The organism is Bradyrhizobium sp. Leo170 (assembly GCF_004296405.1).
In the GTDB taxonomy this organism is placed as follows: domain Bacteria; phylum Pseudomonadota; class Alphaproteobacteria; order Rhizobiales; family Xanthobacteraceae; genus Bradyrhizobium.
Window position 1 is genome coordinate 1 of record NZ_PSRR01000169.1, and the last position, 17,332, is coordinate 17,332.

Annotated in this window: 14 protein-coding genes, 1 tRNA gene and 2 pseudogenes; 13 read left to right on the forward strand and 4 right to left on the reverse strand. The window is 62.6% G+C overall.

Features of this window, described 5'->3' with window-relative positions:
* The 10 genes and pseudogenes from CWO89_RS25245 to CWO89_RS25290 all read left to right on the forward strand — a co-directional run.
* A partial coding sequence (locus tag CWO89_RS25245) for an ATPase, T2SS/T4P/T4SS family (RefSeq protein ID WP_165421335.1) occupies positions 1–480 on the forward strand: 480 nt, incomplete at its 5' end.
* 117 nt (positions 481–597) lie between these two features.
* Positions 598–867 carry a TrbC/VirB2 family type IV secretion system protein gene (locus CWO89_RS25250; protein WP_130229227.1) on the forward strand — a complete coding sequence of 90 codons (270 nt, stop codon included), beginning with the start codon at positions 598–600 and terminating at the stop codon, positions 865–867.
* Entirely contained in the window at positions 867–1,124 is a 258-nt protein-coding gene (locus CWO89_RS25255) for a VirB3 family type IV secretion system protein (RefSeq protein ID WP_130229214.1), read from the forward strand. The genes CWO89_RS25250 and CWO89_RS25255 overlap by 1 nt, the downstream gene beginning before the upstream one ends.
* Positions 1,118–3,688, forward strand: a complete 2,571-nt coding sequence (gene trbE, locus CWO89_RS25260) for a conjugal transfer protein TrbE (RefSeq protein WP_130229215.1) — start codon at positions 1,118–1,120, stop codon at positions 3,686–3,688. The genes CWO89_RS25255 and trbE overlap by 7 nt, the downstream gene beginning before the upstream one ends.
* A gap of 27 nt (positions 3,689–3,715) precedes the next feature.
* On the forward strand, positions 3,716–4,468 hold the full coding sequence (trbJ, locus tag CWO89_RS25265) for a P-type conjugative transfer protein TrbJ (RefSeq protein ID WP_130229216.1): 753 nt from the start codon (positions 3,716–3,718) through the stop codon (positions 4,466–4,468).
* A 13-nt stretch (positions 4,469–4,481) separates the two neighbouring features.
* Positions 4,482–5,138 (forward strand): annotated as a pseudogene (gene trbL / locus CWO89_RS25270) (P-type conjugative transfer protein TrbL); the annotation flags it as partial.
* A pseudogene (locus CWO89_RS25275) lies at positions 5,128–5,412 on the forward strand (TrbG/VirB9 family P-type conjugative transfer protein); the annotation flags it as partial. The pseudogenes trbL and CWO89_RS25275, both read left to right, overlap by 11 nt.
* A complete protein-coding gene (locus CWO89_RS48080; protein ID WP_130229220.1) occupies positions 5,409–6,680 on the forward strand; it encodes a TraB/TrbI/VirB10 family type IV secretion system protein in 1,272 nt (423 codons plus the stop codon). The pseudogene CWO89_RS25275 and the gene CWO89_RS48080, both read left to right, overlap by 4 nt.
* 3 nt (positions 6,681–6,683) lie before the next feature.
* Positions 6,684–6,920: a DUF2274 domain-containing protein gene (locus CWO89_RS25285; RefSeq protein ID WP_130229221.1), complete on the forward strand. Its 237-nt coding sequence runs from the start codon at positions 6,684–6,686 to the stop codon at positions 6,918–6,920.
* Positions 6,921–7,420: 500 nt separating this feature from the next.
* Positions 7,421–7,630 (forward strand): helix-turn-helix domain-containing protein, encoded by a 210-nt coding sequence (locus CWO89_RS25290; RefSeq protein ID WP_130229222.1) that lies wholly within the window; start codon positions 7,421–7,423, stop codon positions 7,628–7,630.
* Between the two features lie 69 nt (positions 7,631–7,699).
* Here the strand turns inward: CWO89_RS25290 and CWO89_RS25295 are convergent, their stop codons facing one another.
* The 3 genes from CWO89_RS25295 to CWO89_RS25305 all read right to left on the reverse strand — a co-directional run bounded on the left by CWO89_RS25295 (position 7,700) and on the right by CWO89_RS25305 (position 11,250).
* Positions 7,700–8,851 (reverse strand): phospholipase D-like domain-containing protein, encoded by a 1,152-nt coding sequence (locus tag CWO89_RS25295; protein WP_245476550.1) that lies wholly within the window; start codon positions 8,849–8,851, stop codon positions 7,700–7,702.
* Between the two features lie 1,269 nt (positions 8,852–10,120).
* Positions 10,121–10,196 (reverse strand) — tRNA-Ile (locus CWO89_RS25300).
* 85 nt (positions 10,197–10,281) lie between these two features.
* Complete coding sequence (locus CWO89_RS25305; protein WP_130581378.1) at positions 10,282–11,250, reverse strand: Bug family tripartite tricarboxylate transporter substrate binding protein; 969 nt, start codon at positions 11,248–11,250, stop codon at positions 10,282–10,284.
* Positions 11,251–11,374: 124 nt separating this feature from the next.
* Between CWO89_RS25305 and CWO89_RS25310 the strand changes: the two genes are divergently transcribed.
* On the forward strand, positions 11,375–12,337 hold the full coding sequence (locus CWO89_RS25310) for a TAXI family TRAP transporter solute-binding subunit (RefSeq protein WP_130581379.1): 963 nt from the start codon (positions 11,375–11,377) through the stop codon (positions 12,335–12,337).
* Positions 12,338–12,417: 80 nt separating this feature from the next.
* Here the strand turns inward: CWO89_RS25310 and CWO89_RS25315 are convergent, their stop codons facing one another.
* Positions 12,418–13,641, reverse strand: a complete 1,224-nt coding sequence (locus tag CWO89_RS25315) for an ABC transporter substrate-binding protein (protein ID WP_463702570.1) — start codon at positions 13,639–13,641, stop codon at positions 12,418–12,420.
* 177 nt (positions 13,642–13,818) lie between these two features.
* Between CWO89_RS25315 and CWO89_RS25320 the strand changes: the two genes are divergently transcribed.
* Together CWO89_RS25320 and CWO89_RS25325 are read left to right on the forward strand one after the other, a co-directional pair.
* On the forward strand, positions 13,819–14,931 hold the full coding sequence (locus CWO89_RS25320; protein WP_130581380.1) for a molybdopterin-binding protein: 1,113 nt from the start codon (positions 13,819–13,821) through the stop codon (positions 14,929–14,931).
* An 8-nt stretch (positions 14,932–14,939) separates the two neighbouring features.
* Positions 14,940–16,886, forward strand: coding sequence for a molybdopterin biosynthesis protein (locus tag CWO89_RS25325; protein ID WP_165421336.1), 1,947 nt, complete (start codon positions 14,940–14,942; stop codon positions 16,884–16,886).
* The last annotated feature ends 446 nt before the right edge of the window (positions 16,887–17,332 follow it).

Here is a 17,332-nt window from a genome sequence, read left to right on the forward strand (position 1 = left end):
CTAGCGGAGATCGCCGGCCTCGAAGAGCGGGTGGTCATCATCGAGGACACCCGAGAGCTGCGCTGCGAAGCAAAGGATGCCGTGACGCTCCGGACCAAGCCGGGCGTGGCGAGCCTTGCCGATCTCGTCCGCTCCACGCTGCGCTTGCGGCCCGACCGCATCATCGTCGGCGAGGTCAGAGGCGCCGAAGCCCTCGACATGCTGAAGGCCTGGAATACGGGCCACCCCGGCGGAATTGCCACGGTCCATGCCAACTCGGCACGCGCTGCGCTCTACCGGATCGAACAACTCATTCAAGAAGCGGTCGCAACCGTGCCGCGCCGGCTCATCGCCGAGGCGATCGACGTCATTGTTTTCATCAAGGGACGGGGTCCCGCACGGCGCATCGAGGCCGTTGCCGAGCTCAAAGGCCTCGATCCGTCAGGCGACTACCTGCTCGAAACTCCGCCCGGACTTCCAAACATCTCTCACCGCCCATGACCTGAAGGAGACTGCATAATGTCCATTCGACTACGTCTCAACGCGCGTTCGCGCCTGCGTGGCTCCTGCTCGATCGGCGGGCGTCCCTTGATTGAGCTTGGCGCTGCCTCGGCCTGCATGCTTCTCAGCGTCACGGCGGCGCACGCCGCCGGTTCAGGCATGCCGTGGGAAGCCCCGCTCGAGCGTGTCCTGGAATCCGTGCAGGGACCGGTCGCAAAAATCGTCGCCGTCATCATCATCACCGTGACCGGCATATCGCTGGCCTTCGGCGACACCTCCGGCGGGTTCCGCAAGATGGTCCAGGTCGTGTTCGGCCTTTCGATCGCTTTTGCGGCGAGCTCCTTCTTCCTTTCGTTCTTCTCGTTCGGTGGCGGAGCACTGATCTAATGCGCCCCGATGGTTTTGAACTCGTGCTTCACCGGTCACTGACCGAACCGATTCTGATCGGCGGCGCGCCGCGTGCGGCCGCCATCCTGATCGGGACCTTGTCCGCCGTGCTGGCGCTCGGCTTGCGACTTTGGCTCGCAGGGCTCGTGCTGTGGGTGATCGGCCACAGCACGGCCGTGTGGCTCGCCAAGCGCGATCCGGCTTTCGTCGAAGTCGCCATCCGCCACACCAAGCACAAAGGGCGGCTCGCATGCTGAACCTGAAAGAATACCGCGGCCATGCGTATCGGCTGGCCGATTGGCTGCCATGGGCATGCCTAGTCGCCCCGGGCGTTGTCCTGAACAAGGATGGCAGCTTCCAACGGACGATACGCTACCGCGGACCGGACCTCGACAGCGCGACCGAGGCCGAGCTGATGAGTGTCGCCTCACGCGTCAACAACGTCCTCAAGCGTTTCGGCTCAGGCTGGGCTCTCTTCTTTGATGCCACGCGTATCCCGACTGGCGAATATCCGAGGTCGGAATTTCCAGATCCTGTGTCCTGGCTGGTGGATGAGGAGCGGCGGGCCGCTTTTGAAGGCGCCGCTGGGGTGGCATGGGAGGATCCGTCACGCCCCGACGGGCAGCATTTCGAGAGCGTGCTGCATCTGACCTTGATGTACCTGCCGCCTGCCGAAAGGGTCTCGCGCCTCGAAGGTTTATTTCTCGAGCGCCCGAATGAGAGGCATAGCGTTGCGGGAAAGGGGAAGCGCATTCGTCGCGATCAATCGATCGAAAGTCCTAAGAAAAGCGCCATCCATGCCGGCGAGATTGATGGCCAGCAGAGATTTGACAGCAACCAGAAAGGCTATCGGGAACATCTCCAGCGGTTTGTCCAGGAAACCGACCGGGCGATCGATCTGCTCTCGTCGGTCTTGCCCGAGATATGGCCGCTCAACGATGAGGAGACGCTCACCTATCTTCATAGCTGCGTCTCGACCAAGCGTCACCCGGTCAGCGTTCCGAAAATCCCGGCTTATCTCGATTGCTTCCTGAGCGATGAGCCGCTGACCGGTGGATTGTCGCCCGCGATCGGACGAAGCCATCTTCGTGCGCTCACCGTTCTTGGGTTTCCGCACGTCACCTTTCCGGGCCTGCTCGATGAACTGAACCGACTTGGCGTCGCCTACCGCTGGGCGACCCGGTTTATTCCGCTGGACCGCACGCAGGCGAACGCGACACTGTCGCGTTACCGGCGGCAATGGTTTGCCAAGCGCAAGTCGCTTGCCGCAATTCTGAAGGAAGTCATGTTCAACGAGCAGGCGGCGCTGCTCGATACCGACGCCAGCAACAAGGCGCTCGACGCCGATGCAGCTCTCTCCGAGCTTGGCGACGATCTGGTTGCCTTCGGCTACATCACCACGACCGTTACCGTCAGCGACGAGGACTCGCATCAAGCGGACGAGAAGATCCGCGCGGTCGAGCGGGTGATCAATAGCCGCGGGTTTACGGCCGTCCGGGAGAGCGTCAACGCGGTCGAGGCTTGGCTCGGCGGCCTGCCGGGGCAAGCCTATGCCAACATCCGCCAGCCGATCGTCCACACGCTGAATCTCGCCCACATGTGCCCATTGTCGGCAGTGTGGGCTGGACCTGAGCGGTGCGAGCACCTTGATGGCCCGCCGCTCCTGGTCGCCAAGACCAAGGGCGCGACCCCATTTCGTCTGTCGCTCTACGCCGGCGACGTCGGGCACACGATCATTGTCGGCCCCACGGGGGCGGGCAAATCGGTCCTGCTATCGATGCTCGCGCTTCAATTCCGTCGATACCCGAACGCCCGATTGATCACGTTTGACAAGGGGCGGTCGGCACGGGCGACCACGCTTGCGTTGTCGGGCGCCTGGTATGAGCTCGGCGCCAAGGGCGGCATCGCGTTTCAGCCGCTCAAAGATGTCGCGGAGGAAGGGGCGAGGCTCTGGGCGCTCGACTGGCTCTGCGGCGTGCTCGCCCATGAGGGCGTGACCATGACGCCCGATGTCAAGGAGACGCTCTGGTCGGCGCTAAGGAGCCTCGGTTCTGCGCCGGTCTCGCAGCGGACGATGACCGGGCTCGTGGCGCTGCTTGCCCGCGACGCGTTGCGGCAGGCGCTGCAGCCCTACACGCTTGAAGGACCGTACGGTCGTTTCCTGGACGCGGACGCCGATCGTCTTTCTGGTGCGGACGTGCTGACCTTCGAGATGGAAGAACTGATGGCGTTGCCTGGCCTGGTGGCGCCGGTTCTGACATATCTCTTCCACACCCTTGAAGACCGCTTCGACGGCCGGCCCACCTTGCTGGTGCTCGATGAGGCCTGGGTATTTCTGGACGACCCGCTGTTCGCGAGCCGCATTCGCGAATGGCTGAAGACGCTACGCAAGAAGAACGTCGCCGTCATTTTCGCGACCCAGTCACTGGCCGATATCGCCGACAGCCAGATCGCACCTGCGATCATCGAATCCTGTCCAAGTCGAATATTCCTGCCGAACCCCCGTGCGCTGGAGCCGACCCAGACCGAGACCTATCGCCGGTTTGGCTTGAACGACACTCAGGTTCGCCTGATCGCGGAAGCATTCCCCAAGCGCGACTATTATCTGCAGTCCCGCGCCGGAAATCGCTTGTTCGAGCTCGGCCTCGGACCGGTGGCCCTCGCGCTTGTGGCGGCATCCTCGCCTGAGGACCAGCGTGCCGTTGACGCGGTCCTGGCCCGCACCGGGCCTCACCATTTCGCCGAGCGCTACCTCGCCGAATGCGGTCTGCACTGGGCCGCAAACCTGATCAGCACCTTCGAACAAGCCCACACGGTCTGACCTCAACCTCAATCTCTGGAGTCTTCCATGCTCGAAACTACCGGCCGCATGTTCTTGGATACAACCTCAAGAATTATCGTGACAACAATACTATCATTCGTCATCGCCGTGAATGGGTCGCGACGGCTCGGGGCGTTCGATATCGTGTTCGATCCTTCGAACTACAGTCAGAACCTCCTGACCGCGGCACGGGCGCTTGAGCAGATCAACAATCAGGTCAGGAGCCTCGAAAACCAGGCGCAGTCACTGCTCAATCAAGCCAAGCATCTCGCCAGCCTGCCCGCGAGTGTGGCTGGTCAGCTCACGTCGACGATCACCCGGATGAACAGCCTGATTGGTCAGGCCAAGAACATCTCATTCGATGTCCAGAAGACCCAGCAGGATTTTGAACGCCTTTATCCCCGCCAATATGCGGCAGCCGTTTCTTCCGACAAGATGGTTCTGGACGCGACGTCGCGTTGGGACAATAGCTATGACGGTCTGAAGCGGTCGCTGACAATTCAGTCGGCCATCGTCAGCTCTCTGGATCAGGACGGCCAGACGCTCCGAACGCTGATGACCAATTCATCCGCTGCGGTCGGCTCGCTTCAGGCCCAGCAGTCCGGCAACGAACTGCTCGCCCTGCACATCAAGCAGTCGCTGCAGACCCAGGCACTTCTGGCGACCCAAGCGCGCGCGGATACGTTGCGGGCGGCCGAACAGCAGGCCTCTTCGGCTGCAGCGAAGGAGCGATTTGCTCGTTTCATCGGCGATGGCCGTGCCTACACCGGCGGCAAGTAGGCGAGGGCGCGCTATGGCTGATCTATCCGTCATTGACCGCTTTACAGAGACATTCTCGCGCTACATCGACTCCGGATTTGGCCTCCTGTCGGGCGACGTCTCGTTCCTGAGCTCAACGCTGATCGGCATCGACCTGACGCTTGCCGGCCTCGCCTGGAGCTTGCGCGCCGATGACCACATCCTGGTCACGCTTGCCAAGAAGGTGCTCTATGTCGGCGCCTTCGCGTTCATCATCGGCAACTTCCAGAGCCTTGCCGATATCGTCTTTGCGTCGTTCTCCAGCATTGGACTGAAGGCCTCGGGTGGGAGCCTATCCGCCGCCGACCTGGCACGTCCGGGCTTCGTCGCCTCCGCCGGGTTTACGGCCGCGCATCCTCTTCTGGAGGAGACCGGCCAATTCTCCGGCTTTGACGTGCTAACCAACCTGCCGACGATCCTGATCCTGCTATTCTGCTGGATCCTGATCGTGCTCGCGTTCTTCGTCCTCTCGATACAGCTCTTCGTCACCTTGATCGAGTTCAAGCTGACGACGCTCGCGAGCTTCATTCTCGTGCCATTTGCATTGTGGGGGAAGACCGCATTCTTGGCGGAAAAGACTCTCGGCAATGTCGTCGCCTCGGGAGTGAAGGTGATGGTTCTTGCGATCATCATCGGTATCGGCTCCGCCCTGGCGTCCGGTGCGCGCCTTTGACGACGGCCGCAAGGTCTATATCCAAATGCCGTCCGGTCTGTCGCAAGGGGAGGCGCCGCCCTTGTTCGTCGCCGGGGCCGATGGCCGTCCGAACCTCGTCAACTACCGGGTCCGCGGTTCCTACTACATCGTCGACCGGATGTTCGGCGTCGCCGAACTTCGTCTTGGCGAAAATCAGCAGCGTATCGTCCGCATCATCCGTATCGATGCGCGGCCGGTGTCGCAGACATTCAGTACCGGGAGCGCCTCATGACGAGCTTGGATCAAGATCCCGAGCCGCTTGAGCTGCGGGCGCGGCCGCGACCGGTTCGGCGCCTCAACAGGCGCGCGCTGATGATCGGTTGTGCGGTTGCCGCACTGTTCCTTGCCGGGGCGACGCTCATTGCGCTCCGACCGCATTCTTTCAAACAGTCGGAGCGGACGGAGCTATACAATACCGATCGCAAGCAGACCGCCGAGGGGCTGAGCAAGCTGCCTAAGTCCTATGAGGATCTGCCGCCAACGCCGCGGCTTGGACCGCCGTCGCCTGGAGACATCGGCCGAGCCTTTGCCGAGAACGAGAAGAAGGCCGGCGTGGCGTCGGACGCAGGCTTCCGGACCAATCCGGAGGAGGACGCCGAACGGGCTGAGCGGATCCGGCAGACGCGGGTCGCTCAGCAAGCCAAGGAGTCGGGGCTATTCTTCCGCCTGTCGGAGAAGCAGGACAAGCGCAAGCAGACAGCCACGACCGAGATGGCTGCTGCATCTCCATCCGCATTCCGGCCTTCGACTCCCGATACAGGGCCATCCGCTGCCGAACTCGCGAAGACGGCCCCGGCGATGATCGACCGATCAAGTGAGATCGTTCCGTCGTCGCAGGCCCGCAAGCTTGCCTTTGTGGGAGCGAAAGCCGACACGGAGACCACCAATCCTCATACGCTCAAACCGGCGCCATCCACCTACGCTGTGATGGCCGGGTCGATCATCCCGGCGAGCCTCGTCACCGGGCTGAATTCGGACTTGCCTGGGGCTACCATCGGCCAGGTCACCGAGAACGTCTATGACACGGTAACGGGTGAGCATCTTTTGATCCCGCAAGGGACCCGGCTTGTAGGCAAATACGATAGCGTCGTCGCCTTTGGCCAGAAGCGGGCGCTCGTCATCTGGACGCGGCTTATCCTGCCGAACGGCAATTCGATCGTGATCGAGAACCTTCCAGCGACCGACGTTGCCGGTTACGCCGGCCTCGAAGACGAGGTTGACTTCCACACTTGGCAGCTGCTCAAGGGTGTCGCCCTGGCGACCCTGATCGGGGTGGGGACCCAGCTATCGATCGGAAACGACGAGAGCGATCTCGTGAAGGCGCTGCGGGAAAGCACGCAGCAAACGACCAACCGTGCGGGACAGCGCCTGATTGAGCGCGAGCTTGACGTGCAGCCCACGATCACCGTGCGCCCGGGATGGCCGCTGCGGGTGATTGTTTCGAAGGATTTGGTGTTGAAGCCGTATCAGGACGTTCAGACGGCAGCGAAGGGCAGGTGAGGGATGAAGCTTGCGAGGTTGCCTGATCGGACGCCTGTGAAGATGACAATTGTGCTCACGCCGGGTCTAGCGCTGCGGCTGCGCGAGTATGCCGCTTTTTATGCAGAAATCTACGGCAATAAGGAGGAAGTCGCTGAACTGATACCGTTCATGCTTGAGGCATTTCTTGACGGCGATGTAGCCTTCAAAAAAGAAAAGAAGAAGGCCGATGGTACAAAATCATCATCTGGTGATGGATAGGAGTCCCATTGACGTTGAGCTATGTCCTCTGAGTGAGTGCAGTCCTTACATGTTCGATGGACGCCTCAAGCGATCTCAAGAGCCCATTTAGTTCGCTTGCCGGTAGTTCCTCTAGACGCAGACTATCCCTGTCGACGGTCTGTGAAACCAGACGATCGATTGAGATGATCGAGCGGGGACCCTCCAAAGCCAATCCGGATGACCCGAAGATTTGAGACACTATTTCGCCGGAAGGACTAATCGTAGTGACTAGCTCTAGGCCGCCCGCGATTTCCTGTTCGAGTACTTCAACGGGGAGTTCAACGCTTGCCAAGATGGACTCAACCCCGTCAGCCCGATAACCGATGCGGAGGATCCGCCCGTCGGTGAATGAGACCCGCTCGGCAAACGGCTTAGGCAACGGAGCTCGCGCATTGGTCATCTAAAACTTCCCAGGGAGGTGCGAACAATACCTAGTATACTAGGTGGAGATCAAGTGGCGTTTGAGGCCGTCTTGCCGCATGAAGTTGCGGCGGGTGGTAGCCCAAAATCTTCGGCGTCAACGACGGAAGAGCGGCCTTTCCCAAGAGGAACTGGCCGATCGCGCCGGCTTGAATCGCAACTACATTGGAATGATCGAGCGCGAGGAAAATTCGCCGACCGTTGATGCTCTCGAGCAGATTTCAGAAGCGCTTGGGATTGACCCTGTTGTCCTATTTCAGGATCGGTAGTTGCCGGGTGAGCACCCTTATGGCCTCAATAGATGCCTCGGATACTGCGCGTGAGTGGCGCTTTCGCTCTCATCCCACGGGAGCTGGATCATCAGTAACAAAACCGAGAACACCGCGGGCGAAAGAGCAACGAGGCTCTGATAGGAGGTTCGGAGGGATTACCGCTCTTTCGCGTTCACCGTTTGCGCCGCCGCGGCGACGTCGCCTTCGACGCTTTGGTCGGGTCTGTCCCTGCTGAGACGCGTCGGCTGACATATCCAGAGTTGGCCACCCGTCAATCAGACGACGCCGGACATTCTCCGCGATGCCCGGACTCTTGAGGTAGAGGCCGATTTCGCCCTGCGGGGCATCGAAGCGCGTATCGGCGGACGACCAATTCAGGCTGGTAATCACCAGATGGTCATCGTCCCAGAGAAGAAACTTGCCGTGCAGTTCACGATCTTGAATCTGAACGAGCCGGACTCCTGCCGGAGCGGCGAGCGCCGCCAAGTCCCTTGCATCCTTGTTTGTGACCGGTCCCGAAGGCTTCGAGTAGCAAAGAATCCCTTGTACCGATCGCTTTGCTGCAGCCATCATCGGAATGATCGTCCGAGCTTCTGCTGCCAAACCGAGGCGATCGCCGCCGACCATAATTGATTTGTCGGCCGTTCCGCGAGCGACCCGCATGAGTTCGGCGTGTTCGTCTCCTCTCACGAGCCGGAGCTCTGCTTCACCCTCAGGCGCCCCATGCGTGCGCAAGGTACGTGCCAGCGACGTCAGGTCGGAGGCGGTTTTCGAGCTCGTGGTAATGTCAAAGACAAGCTCGGCGAATTCCTCGGCGACCCGCGCCACCGCGTGAGGATGGCGTAGGACGACCGATGCTTCCACGCGATTAAATCCGCTATAGAGCCAATTGCACGATCCGACGACGGCGACAAACTCTCCTGCGGCCCGTCCTGTAGCATCCGCGATCAGGAGCTTGGCATGGGAGCGCGTCGTGTAGAGATGAACCCTTGCTCTTCCCCGCAGGTTCCGGTCTGCGGTGATCCGGTGATTGAGTGCGATCGCAGCCTCCAGATTGGCCGTGCGATCGCGCTCATTGCCGTCCGCACCCCAAAAAATATCGATCCTGACGCCTCGCTTGGCGGCTCTCCCGAACTCCTCCTGCAATTCGATGAATGCATCCTCGCGTATATCGCTGATGTTCGTACTCCTCATGGCCTTGTGATTGAGTTTCAGCATTCGCATCTCGATCCGCTAGAACGGGCTGCACGCGAGCGCTTTTACGGAAATATGGTGTGGGTTGTTGATGGCACCCGCCTAAAACGAGACTATCCACGGTTTAGTAACGGAAAGGATGATCTCAGGCGCACGAAGATCCAGGGACACTTCCTCCTCGCATTCCCTGATGAATGCTTTCCCGCGATGTGGCTTGATAGCTCAGTGCCCGTCATTTTTGATTTCCGAGGTGTGGATAACCGCCGGCCCTACGACAATTATCAACATGTCGGTCGTCAGCCAGTTCGGTATTCGCTTCGCAGGTTCGGCCATGGTTTTGACCCCTCCGCTACCGGCACTCTCCGACTTGCCCCAGCCAGGCGATATGACCTGCTTCACGAAATCGGGAAAAAAAGCGACAATTTGCTTGAAGCGAGATGGAGCGCACCCGAGCAGTCGGCTTCCCAGTGCTACTCTCAAAGATACGCCGCCGGGTTCGAAATGCGGCTGTCCGGCGAAAGGGAGGATTGTCAGCCCGACGCCGCGAGTCCTGGTGAGGCTTCCAACTACGCCAACCGGCAAAAGAGCCCGCCAGCTAGCGGCGGCGCACGCTCAAGATCTTTGGCTCTCTCGACTTCGCCGGCTCACTCAGTGTCTTTGCTGTCGTCGATGGCTCCGCCGAAATACAGCGTCCGAGGGCGCGGACGGGTCCCTCTGTCAAAACTCAGAAGCTTTCGGTTAGGCTTGTGCTCGACGCCGCTGGCAAAAGATCTCGTTGCGCTTTGCGTGAAGCCGCTCGCGGCGCGGGACCCCATCGCCCACCCTCGGGCGCTTCGAACCACAGCTGTTCGATGGCGGGAAGTGATGATGCGATTGCGGGGAAGCTGCAAAGAGTCGTGTGAGGTCCATGGGCGGGGAAATCACGCCGCGGTTGTGCCTGGGAAAGCCGGTGCTCAAGGTCGCGCAATCCGAGCGGCGCGGGCGAGGGCTGTCTATTCGGCGGACTACTCCAGCGATGCGCGAGAGTTCGGGTGCCGGCCCGTCTGGACAGTAAGCGCCGCGTGTCTTCGTTACGGACCGAGCGTTCGGTTCCTCCACCCTATGCCGACTGGCTCTCAGCAGAACGGAGACGAGCGCCTGGCGTGCGTCTTGCCGGCGAAGGCGGCTCTGGCCTGGATCAAACTTGCTTTCTTGAGACCATTACGCGAACGAAACGGCAATCGTTTCTGTGGCGGTAACTGTGGCGGTCCCGAATCCTCAGGCGGCAGGCAGGTCGTAAGTGCCCGTAATCCCTGGTGGGCCCGGCAGGACTCGAACCTGCAACCAGACCGTTATGAGCGGCCGGCTCTAACCATTGAGCTACAGGCCCCGCCGCGAGCCGCCACAACGCGTGGGCCGGCAACGGTGCCGGGTCCGTTTACAGGGTGAGGGGCGATCGGGCAATCCCGGCGCCTCTAGTCCACGGAAACCCCGGCGAATTCCACGACTTTCCGCCATTTCTCGGTTTCGTCGGCGACGAGCTTGCCGAATTCGGCCGGGGTCATCGGCTTGGGGATGCCGCCGACCTCGGCCAGGCGGGCGACGAGCTTGGGGTCCTTCAGCGCTTCGCCGACCGCCTTGTTGAGGATCTCGATGACCTCCGGTGGCGTGCCTTTCGGCGCCGAGATGCCGTAAAATCCGACCGATTCGAAGCCCGGCACGGTCTCGGCGATGGCGGGGACGTCAGGCACGCTCGGCCAGCGCTTTGGCGAGGTGACGCCGAGCGCGCGGACATTGCCGCCGCGCGCCTGCTCCAGCGCCGATGGCAGGTTGTCGAAGATCAACTGCACCTTGTTGGAGATGATATCCGGAAAGGCGATCGCCGAGCCACGATAGGGCACGTGCTGCATCTCGCATTTGGTCATCGCCTTGAACAGTTCCGCCGACATGTGCACCGAGGTGCCGTTGCCCGACGACGCATAGGAGACCTTGCCCGGATTGGCCTTGCAGTAATCGATGAACTCCTGGACGGTTTTCACCGGCATCGCGTTGGAGATCACCAGCATGTTGGTGAGTTGCATAATGCTGGCGACCGGGGTGGTGTCGCGCAGGAAATCATAGGGCAGCTTCTTGTAGAGCGAGGTGCTGATCGCGTTATTGGGCGCAACGAACAGTAGCGTGTAGCCATCGGCAGGCGAATTGATCGCGGCGGCGGCCGCGATGTTGCCGCCGGAGCCGGTGCGGTTCTCGACCACGAATTGCTGACCGAAATGGTCCGACAGCCACTGGCTCATGATGCGGGCGACGATGTCAACCGGCCCGCCGGCGGCAAATCCGATCAGCCAGCGCACCGGGCGGTTTGGATAGTCGGCGGCGGAGGAGGGGGCGACAAGGCTCAAAAGGCAAATCAAACCAAGGGACGTCGCACGCAAAAAGCGAAGCATTATGTTTCCTCGTCATTTTCTTGTTACCGTTGCGGCCATGCTTTCATAAAATTCCGGCCTTGCCTACAACCTCTGCAGCATAAAGATCGATCAATCTCGCGCCGGGGATGTTGGAGGTCGCCACATGAAAATAGCTTTGACGGTTTGCGCCGTTGTCCTGCTCACCGGCAACGCGGCCGCACAAGAGGGAGGCAAGACCATTTCCAAGACCACGATCACCCTGGGGACGGCGACACCGGGCGGCGGTTTCCCGCTCTATGGCAATGCCTTTGCTGAAGTCATGAACGCGGCGGATCCGAGCCTCTCGATCGAGCCGCGCAATACCAAGGGCTCGAACGAGAACATTCCGCTGCTCGAAGCTGATAAGCTCGATATCGCGACGGTGGCCGGCGAGCCCGCCTATGAAGCCTTCATGGGCATCGGCCGGCCCGCGACCCAGCTCAAGATCCTGACCGCGATGTATTCGAGCCCTGGCATGTTCGTGGTGCGGGCTGACAGCCCGTACCGGACGATCCGCGACCTCGTCGGCCAGCCGGTTGCGTTCGGGGCGAAGGGCTCGGGCCTGCCGATCCTGTCGCGCTATATCCTCGACGGGATCGGGCTGAAGCAGGACGAGGACTTCAAGTCGATCTATCTCGATCGCGCCGGCGACGGGTCAGCCATGGTGCAGGACGGCCGCGCCGCGGCGCTCTGGGGGGCCGGTGTCGGCTGGCCGGGCTTTGCTGCGATGGCGGAAAGCCCCACCGGCGCGCGCTTCATCGCGCCGAGTGCGGAAGAGATCGCGCGCATCCGCGCCAAGCACACCTTCCTGAAGCCGCTGACGATCCCGGCGAACAGCTATCCGAAGCAGACGGAAGCGATCGCCTCCGTCGGCTCGTGGAGCTTCATCCTCGTGCGCGAAAGCCTGCCCGATGAGGTCGCCTATCGGCTGGCGAAGACGCTGCACGGGATCGAAGGCGAGTTCTGCAGGAAGCTGGCGCAGGCCTGCGAGACGACGGCGGCGAGCACGGTGGCGGCGGCGCCGAATGTGGATCTGATCCACCCGGGTGCGCTGAAGTATTTTCGCGAGATCGGGATGGCGAAGTGAGTGGCGAATAGCGAGTAGCGAATGGATAACCACGCGCCGCTTTCCCCCATTCGCCATTCGCTACTCCCCATTCGCCCACCTCATTTCTTCACCAGCGCACACGCCGGGTCCGGCGGGCCGAACGCGTCTTCGCCGGAAATCTTGGTGAGGATTTTGTAGTAGTCCCACGGATATTTCGATTCCTCCGGCGACTTCACCTGTACGAGCCAGAGGTCGTGAACCATCAGATTGTCCTCGCGCAGCTTGCCGTTGCGGGCGAAGAAATCCTCGATCGGCTTTTCGCGCATCTTGGCCGCGACCTTCAGCGGATCGTCGGTGCCGGTCTCCTTGATCGCGTTCAGGTAGTGGATCACGGAGGAATAGACGCCGGCCTGCCACATCGTCGGCATCCGGTTCAGCTTGGCGAAATAGCGCTTCGACCATTCGCGGGTCTTGTCATCCATGTCCCAGTAGAACGACGTCGTCAGCAACAGGCCTTGCGCAGTCGGCAGTCCCAGCGAATGGATGTCGGTGATCAGCGCGAGCAGCGCTGCCATCTGCTGGCCGCCCTTGAACACGCCGAACTCGCCGGCGGTCTTGATCTCGTTCATGTTGTTCGGCGGGCCGCCGGCAATACCGATGATCTTGGCCTTCGAGGCCTGCGCCTGCAGCACGAAGGACGACAAATCCGGCGTCGCAAACGGCGGGCGCACCGAGCCCAGCACCTTGCCGCCGTTCTTGGTGACGACGCTCGCGGCGTCCTTCTCGAGCGAGTGCCCGAACGCATAGTCGTCGGTGATGAAGAACCAGCTATCGCCGCCGCGCTTCACCACCTCCTGCGCGGTGCCGACTGCGAGCGCCCTTGTGTCGAACACCCACTGCATGGCATAGGGCGAGCAGAACTTGCCGTGGAAATCGGTCGCTCCGGTCGAATGCGTGATGAACAGCCGCTTCCGCTCATTGGCGACGTTCTGCACGGCGAGCCCGACTGCGGAGACCGGCACGTCGACGATCAAATCCACCTGATCGACGTCGTACCAGCGCCGCGCGATACTGGAGCCGATATCGGCCTTGAGCTGATGGTCGCCGACGATCACCGAGATTGGCTTGCCCAGCACCTTGCCGCCGAAATCGTCGATCGCCATCTGCGCCGCGGTGACCGAGCCCTGTCCCGTCGGCGTCGACGCCGGCCCGTTCATGTCGGTGAGCACGCCGATCTTGACGACGTCGTCGGAGATTTGCGCCAGCGCCGCCGTCGAAGCCAGCATGGCGCCGGCTAGCGCGCCGAGCATGGAAAATGGTTTACCGAACGTTATGCCGAACATTCTTGTCTCCCTCCCTGGACCGGCGCATTGGCCGTTATTGCTTGTTCCGGGACGTGAACCCGGCTGAATTGGTTTCTTTTGCAACCGGTTTGGGGTCGGCGTCAACGCGTCCTTTCGGAGCAGGAACATCCGGCAGCACCTGTTTATTTCGCAGCCGATACAGTAGACAGGCCGGCCATGGTTCCGACCCAGCGCCTGCCGGCTTCGCTCACGCCATTGGAAACCGCGCTCAGCTCCCTCCTGCACGGGCTTGAGCCGGTGCAGCCAATCGAGTTGCCGCTTCCGGACGCGCTCTGCTGCATCGCGGCCGAGATGCCCCCGCTGCCGGCGCGTCCGCCGCATGATGTTGCCGCCACCGATGGTTGGGCGCTGCGCGCCAATGATCTGGTCGGCGCTTCCTCGTACTCGCCGTTGCCATTGGCTGCGGCGCCCGCCTGGGTCGAAGCCGGTGACGCCATGCCTTCGGCTTGCGATTGCGTGCTCGATGCCGACCTGGTCGAGGCGGCCGGGCCGATTGCGCAGGTGCTTGCGGAAGCGATCCCGGGGCAGGGCGTCAGACGCAAGGGCCAGGACATCGCCGAAGGGAGCCTCATTGCCGAGGCGGGACGACGTGTGCTGCCGCGCGATCTTCTTGTCGCGCGCGTCGCAGGGATCGAGCGGCTCAAGGTGCGACGGCCGCGATTGCACATCGTCAACATTCCCGGCGCCACAGTGACCGCCAAGCTGGTCGCGGAGAGCGCACGTTCCGCCGGCGCTGAGGTTATCAGCCGGGAGGCGGGGGCGCGTGATGTCGGGTCGATCGTTGCCGCGTTTGAAGATGCTGCCTGCGATCTCCTGGTGATCATCGGCGGCAGCGGCGTCGGCCGCACCGATGCGGTGGTGACTGCGCTCGCCGTGCGTGGCGAGGTCATCGCTCATGGCATCGCCTTGCAGCCCGGCCGCACCGCGGCGGTCGGCCGTATCGGAACAACGCCGGTCGTCGCGCTGCCCGGCGCGCCGGACCAGGCGTTTGCAGCGTGGTGGGCGCTGGCGCTGCCGGTGCTCGATCGGCTGACCGGACGGCAGCCGAGGAAGGCACTGTCGCTGCCGCTGTCGCGCAAGATCGCATCGCTCGTCGGCATTGCCGAATTCGTGCTGCTGGAGCGGCAGCGCGATGCATGGAGGCCGCTTGCGGTGGGCGAGCTCTCGTTTGATGCGATCGCGCGCGCGGAGGCCTTTCTGGTGGTGCCCGGCGGTTCCGAAGGATTTGCTGCGGGCATGCCGATCGATGCTTATATGTTGCGGGAATGAGTTCCGACATGACCAATACATCTGCGAAGGACCGCGGCAATTTCGATCAGGACCAGTTCCTGACCATCCTGTCGCGCGAGGAGGCGGTTGCGCGGTTCGAGGCTGCGTTGTTTCCGAGGGCAGTCGCCAGCGAAACACGACCGCTCGCGCAGGCGCTCGGCTGCGCGCTGGCCAACGATGTCGTCGCGCCGATCGACGTGCCGCCGTTTGACCGCTCCAATGTCGACGGCTTTGCGGTGCGCTCCGCCGATCTTGCGCAGGCGAGCGAGGCCACGCCGGTGCGGCTGATGCTGAACGACGAGGTCATCGCCTGCGGCACCGCGCCCACGCGGCCGGTACTGTCTGATACGGCAACCTCGATCGCGACCGGCGGACCCGTTCCGCGCGGCGCCGACGCGATCGTGATGGTCGAGCATACGCAACCCGCAGGCCAACGCGCGATTGAGATCCGCCGCGCCGCTTCTCCCGGACAATTCGTGTCCTACGCCGGCTCCGACATCGCGCGCGGCGAAACCTTGCTGCGCGCCGGCACCATCATCGGCTCGCGCGAGATCGGCATGCTCGCTGCCTGTGGCATCGCGGAGGTTGGCGTCGCACGACGGCCGCGCGTCGCCATTCTTTCCACCGGTGACGAATTGGTGCAGCCGGGTCAGCCGCTGCGTCCGGCTGCGATCTACGACACCAATGGTGCCATCGTCACCGCAGCGATCTCCGAGAATGGCGGCGATGCCGTCTTCGTCGGCGCCATTGCCGACGACGAAGCGCAGCTCGAAGCCGCCATGCGCAAGGCGCTCGCTGGCAGCGACATGCTGGTGCTCTCCGGCGGCACGTCGAAAGGCGCGGGCGATGTTTCCCATCGCATCATCGCGCGGCTCGGCAAGCCGGGCATTATCGCCCATGGCGTGGCGCTGAAGCCGGGCAAGCCGCTTTGCCTTGCGGTGTGCGACGGCAAGCCGGTGGTGATCCTGCCGGGATTTCCGACCTCGGCGATGTTCACCTTCCACGACATGATCGTGCCAGTGCTGCGGCGGATGGCGGGCCTGCCGCCGCGCTCGGATGCGAAGGTGACGGCAAAAGTGCCGGTGCGGATCGCCTCCGAACTCGGCCGCACCGAGTTCGTCATGGTGTCGCTGGTCGAAGGCGCGGACGGATTGATCGCCTATCCCTCCGGGAAGGGCTCGGGCGCGATCACCTCGTTCGCGCAGGCTGACGGCTTCCTGAAGATCGACGCGCTGGCCGATCAGATGCCGGCCGGCACGGAAGCCGAGGTGACGCTGTTCACGCCGCACGTGCGCGTGCCCGATCTCGTCATCGTCGGCAGCCATTGCACCGGGCTCGATCTCGTCACCGCGCCGCTGGCGCGCGCTGGGCTCTCGGTGCGCTCGATCGCGGTCGGCAGTCTTGGCGGGCTTGCGGCGGCCAAGCGCGGCGAATGCGATCTTGCGCCGATCCATCTGTTCGACGAGAAGAGCGAGACCTACAATGTGCCCTATCTCGCCGATGGGCTCGAACTCGTGCCGGGCTGGCGGCGGATGCAGGGCATCGTGTTCCGTAGGGGTGACCGACGTTTCGAAGGTCTGTCGGCACAGGATGCGGTGCGCGCCGCGCTCGCCGATTCCGCCTGCATCATGGTCAACCGCAACCAGGGCGCCGGCACGCGCATCCTGATCGACCGTTTGCTCAATGGCGCGCGTCCCGACGGCTACTGGAATCAACCGCGCTCGCACAATGCGGTTGCCGCCGCCGTAGCCCAGCATCGGGCCGACTGGGGCATGACGATTGCGCCGGTCGCACATGCGTCGGGACTCGGCTTCATTCCGCTGGCGGAGGAGCATTACGACTTCGCACTGGTGACGGCGCGCAAGCATCGCCCGGCGGTGCAGGCTTTTCTGGAAGCGCTGGCCTCGGACGAAAGCCGCGCGGCGCTGGAGCAGGCGGGATTCCGCCCGGCGTAGCTCCCGCCACCGGCGCCATCCGGGGCGAACGTCAATGTCGCCCCTCATGGTGAGGAGCGCCAACGGGTCCGCGCAAGGCGCGGCCCGGTGACAGGCTCCGCGCGTCTCGAGACGATGCTGCGCATCGCTCGGAGAACTATGAGGCCCCGCCAGTGGCCTCGCCCTTCGAGACGACCGCCGCGCGGTTTCCTCAGGGTGAGGGGATAGGTGCAAGTGCGCCGCTCTATCCTCGTCATTGCGAGCGCAGCGAAGCAATCCATGCCTCCACACGCGGCGCGATGGATTGCTTCGCTGCGCTCGCAATGACGAGGTGAAGTCTGATTCAATTGTCAAACAGCGGAGAGGATGTCAGTTCGCGTTCTCGCGGCATGCACTGCCCGAGGTTTGCGTGGCCGTTACCCTCCTCGAAAGACAGAGGGCGCAGGGAAAGCCGGGTGCTGGTTGCA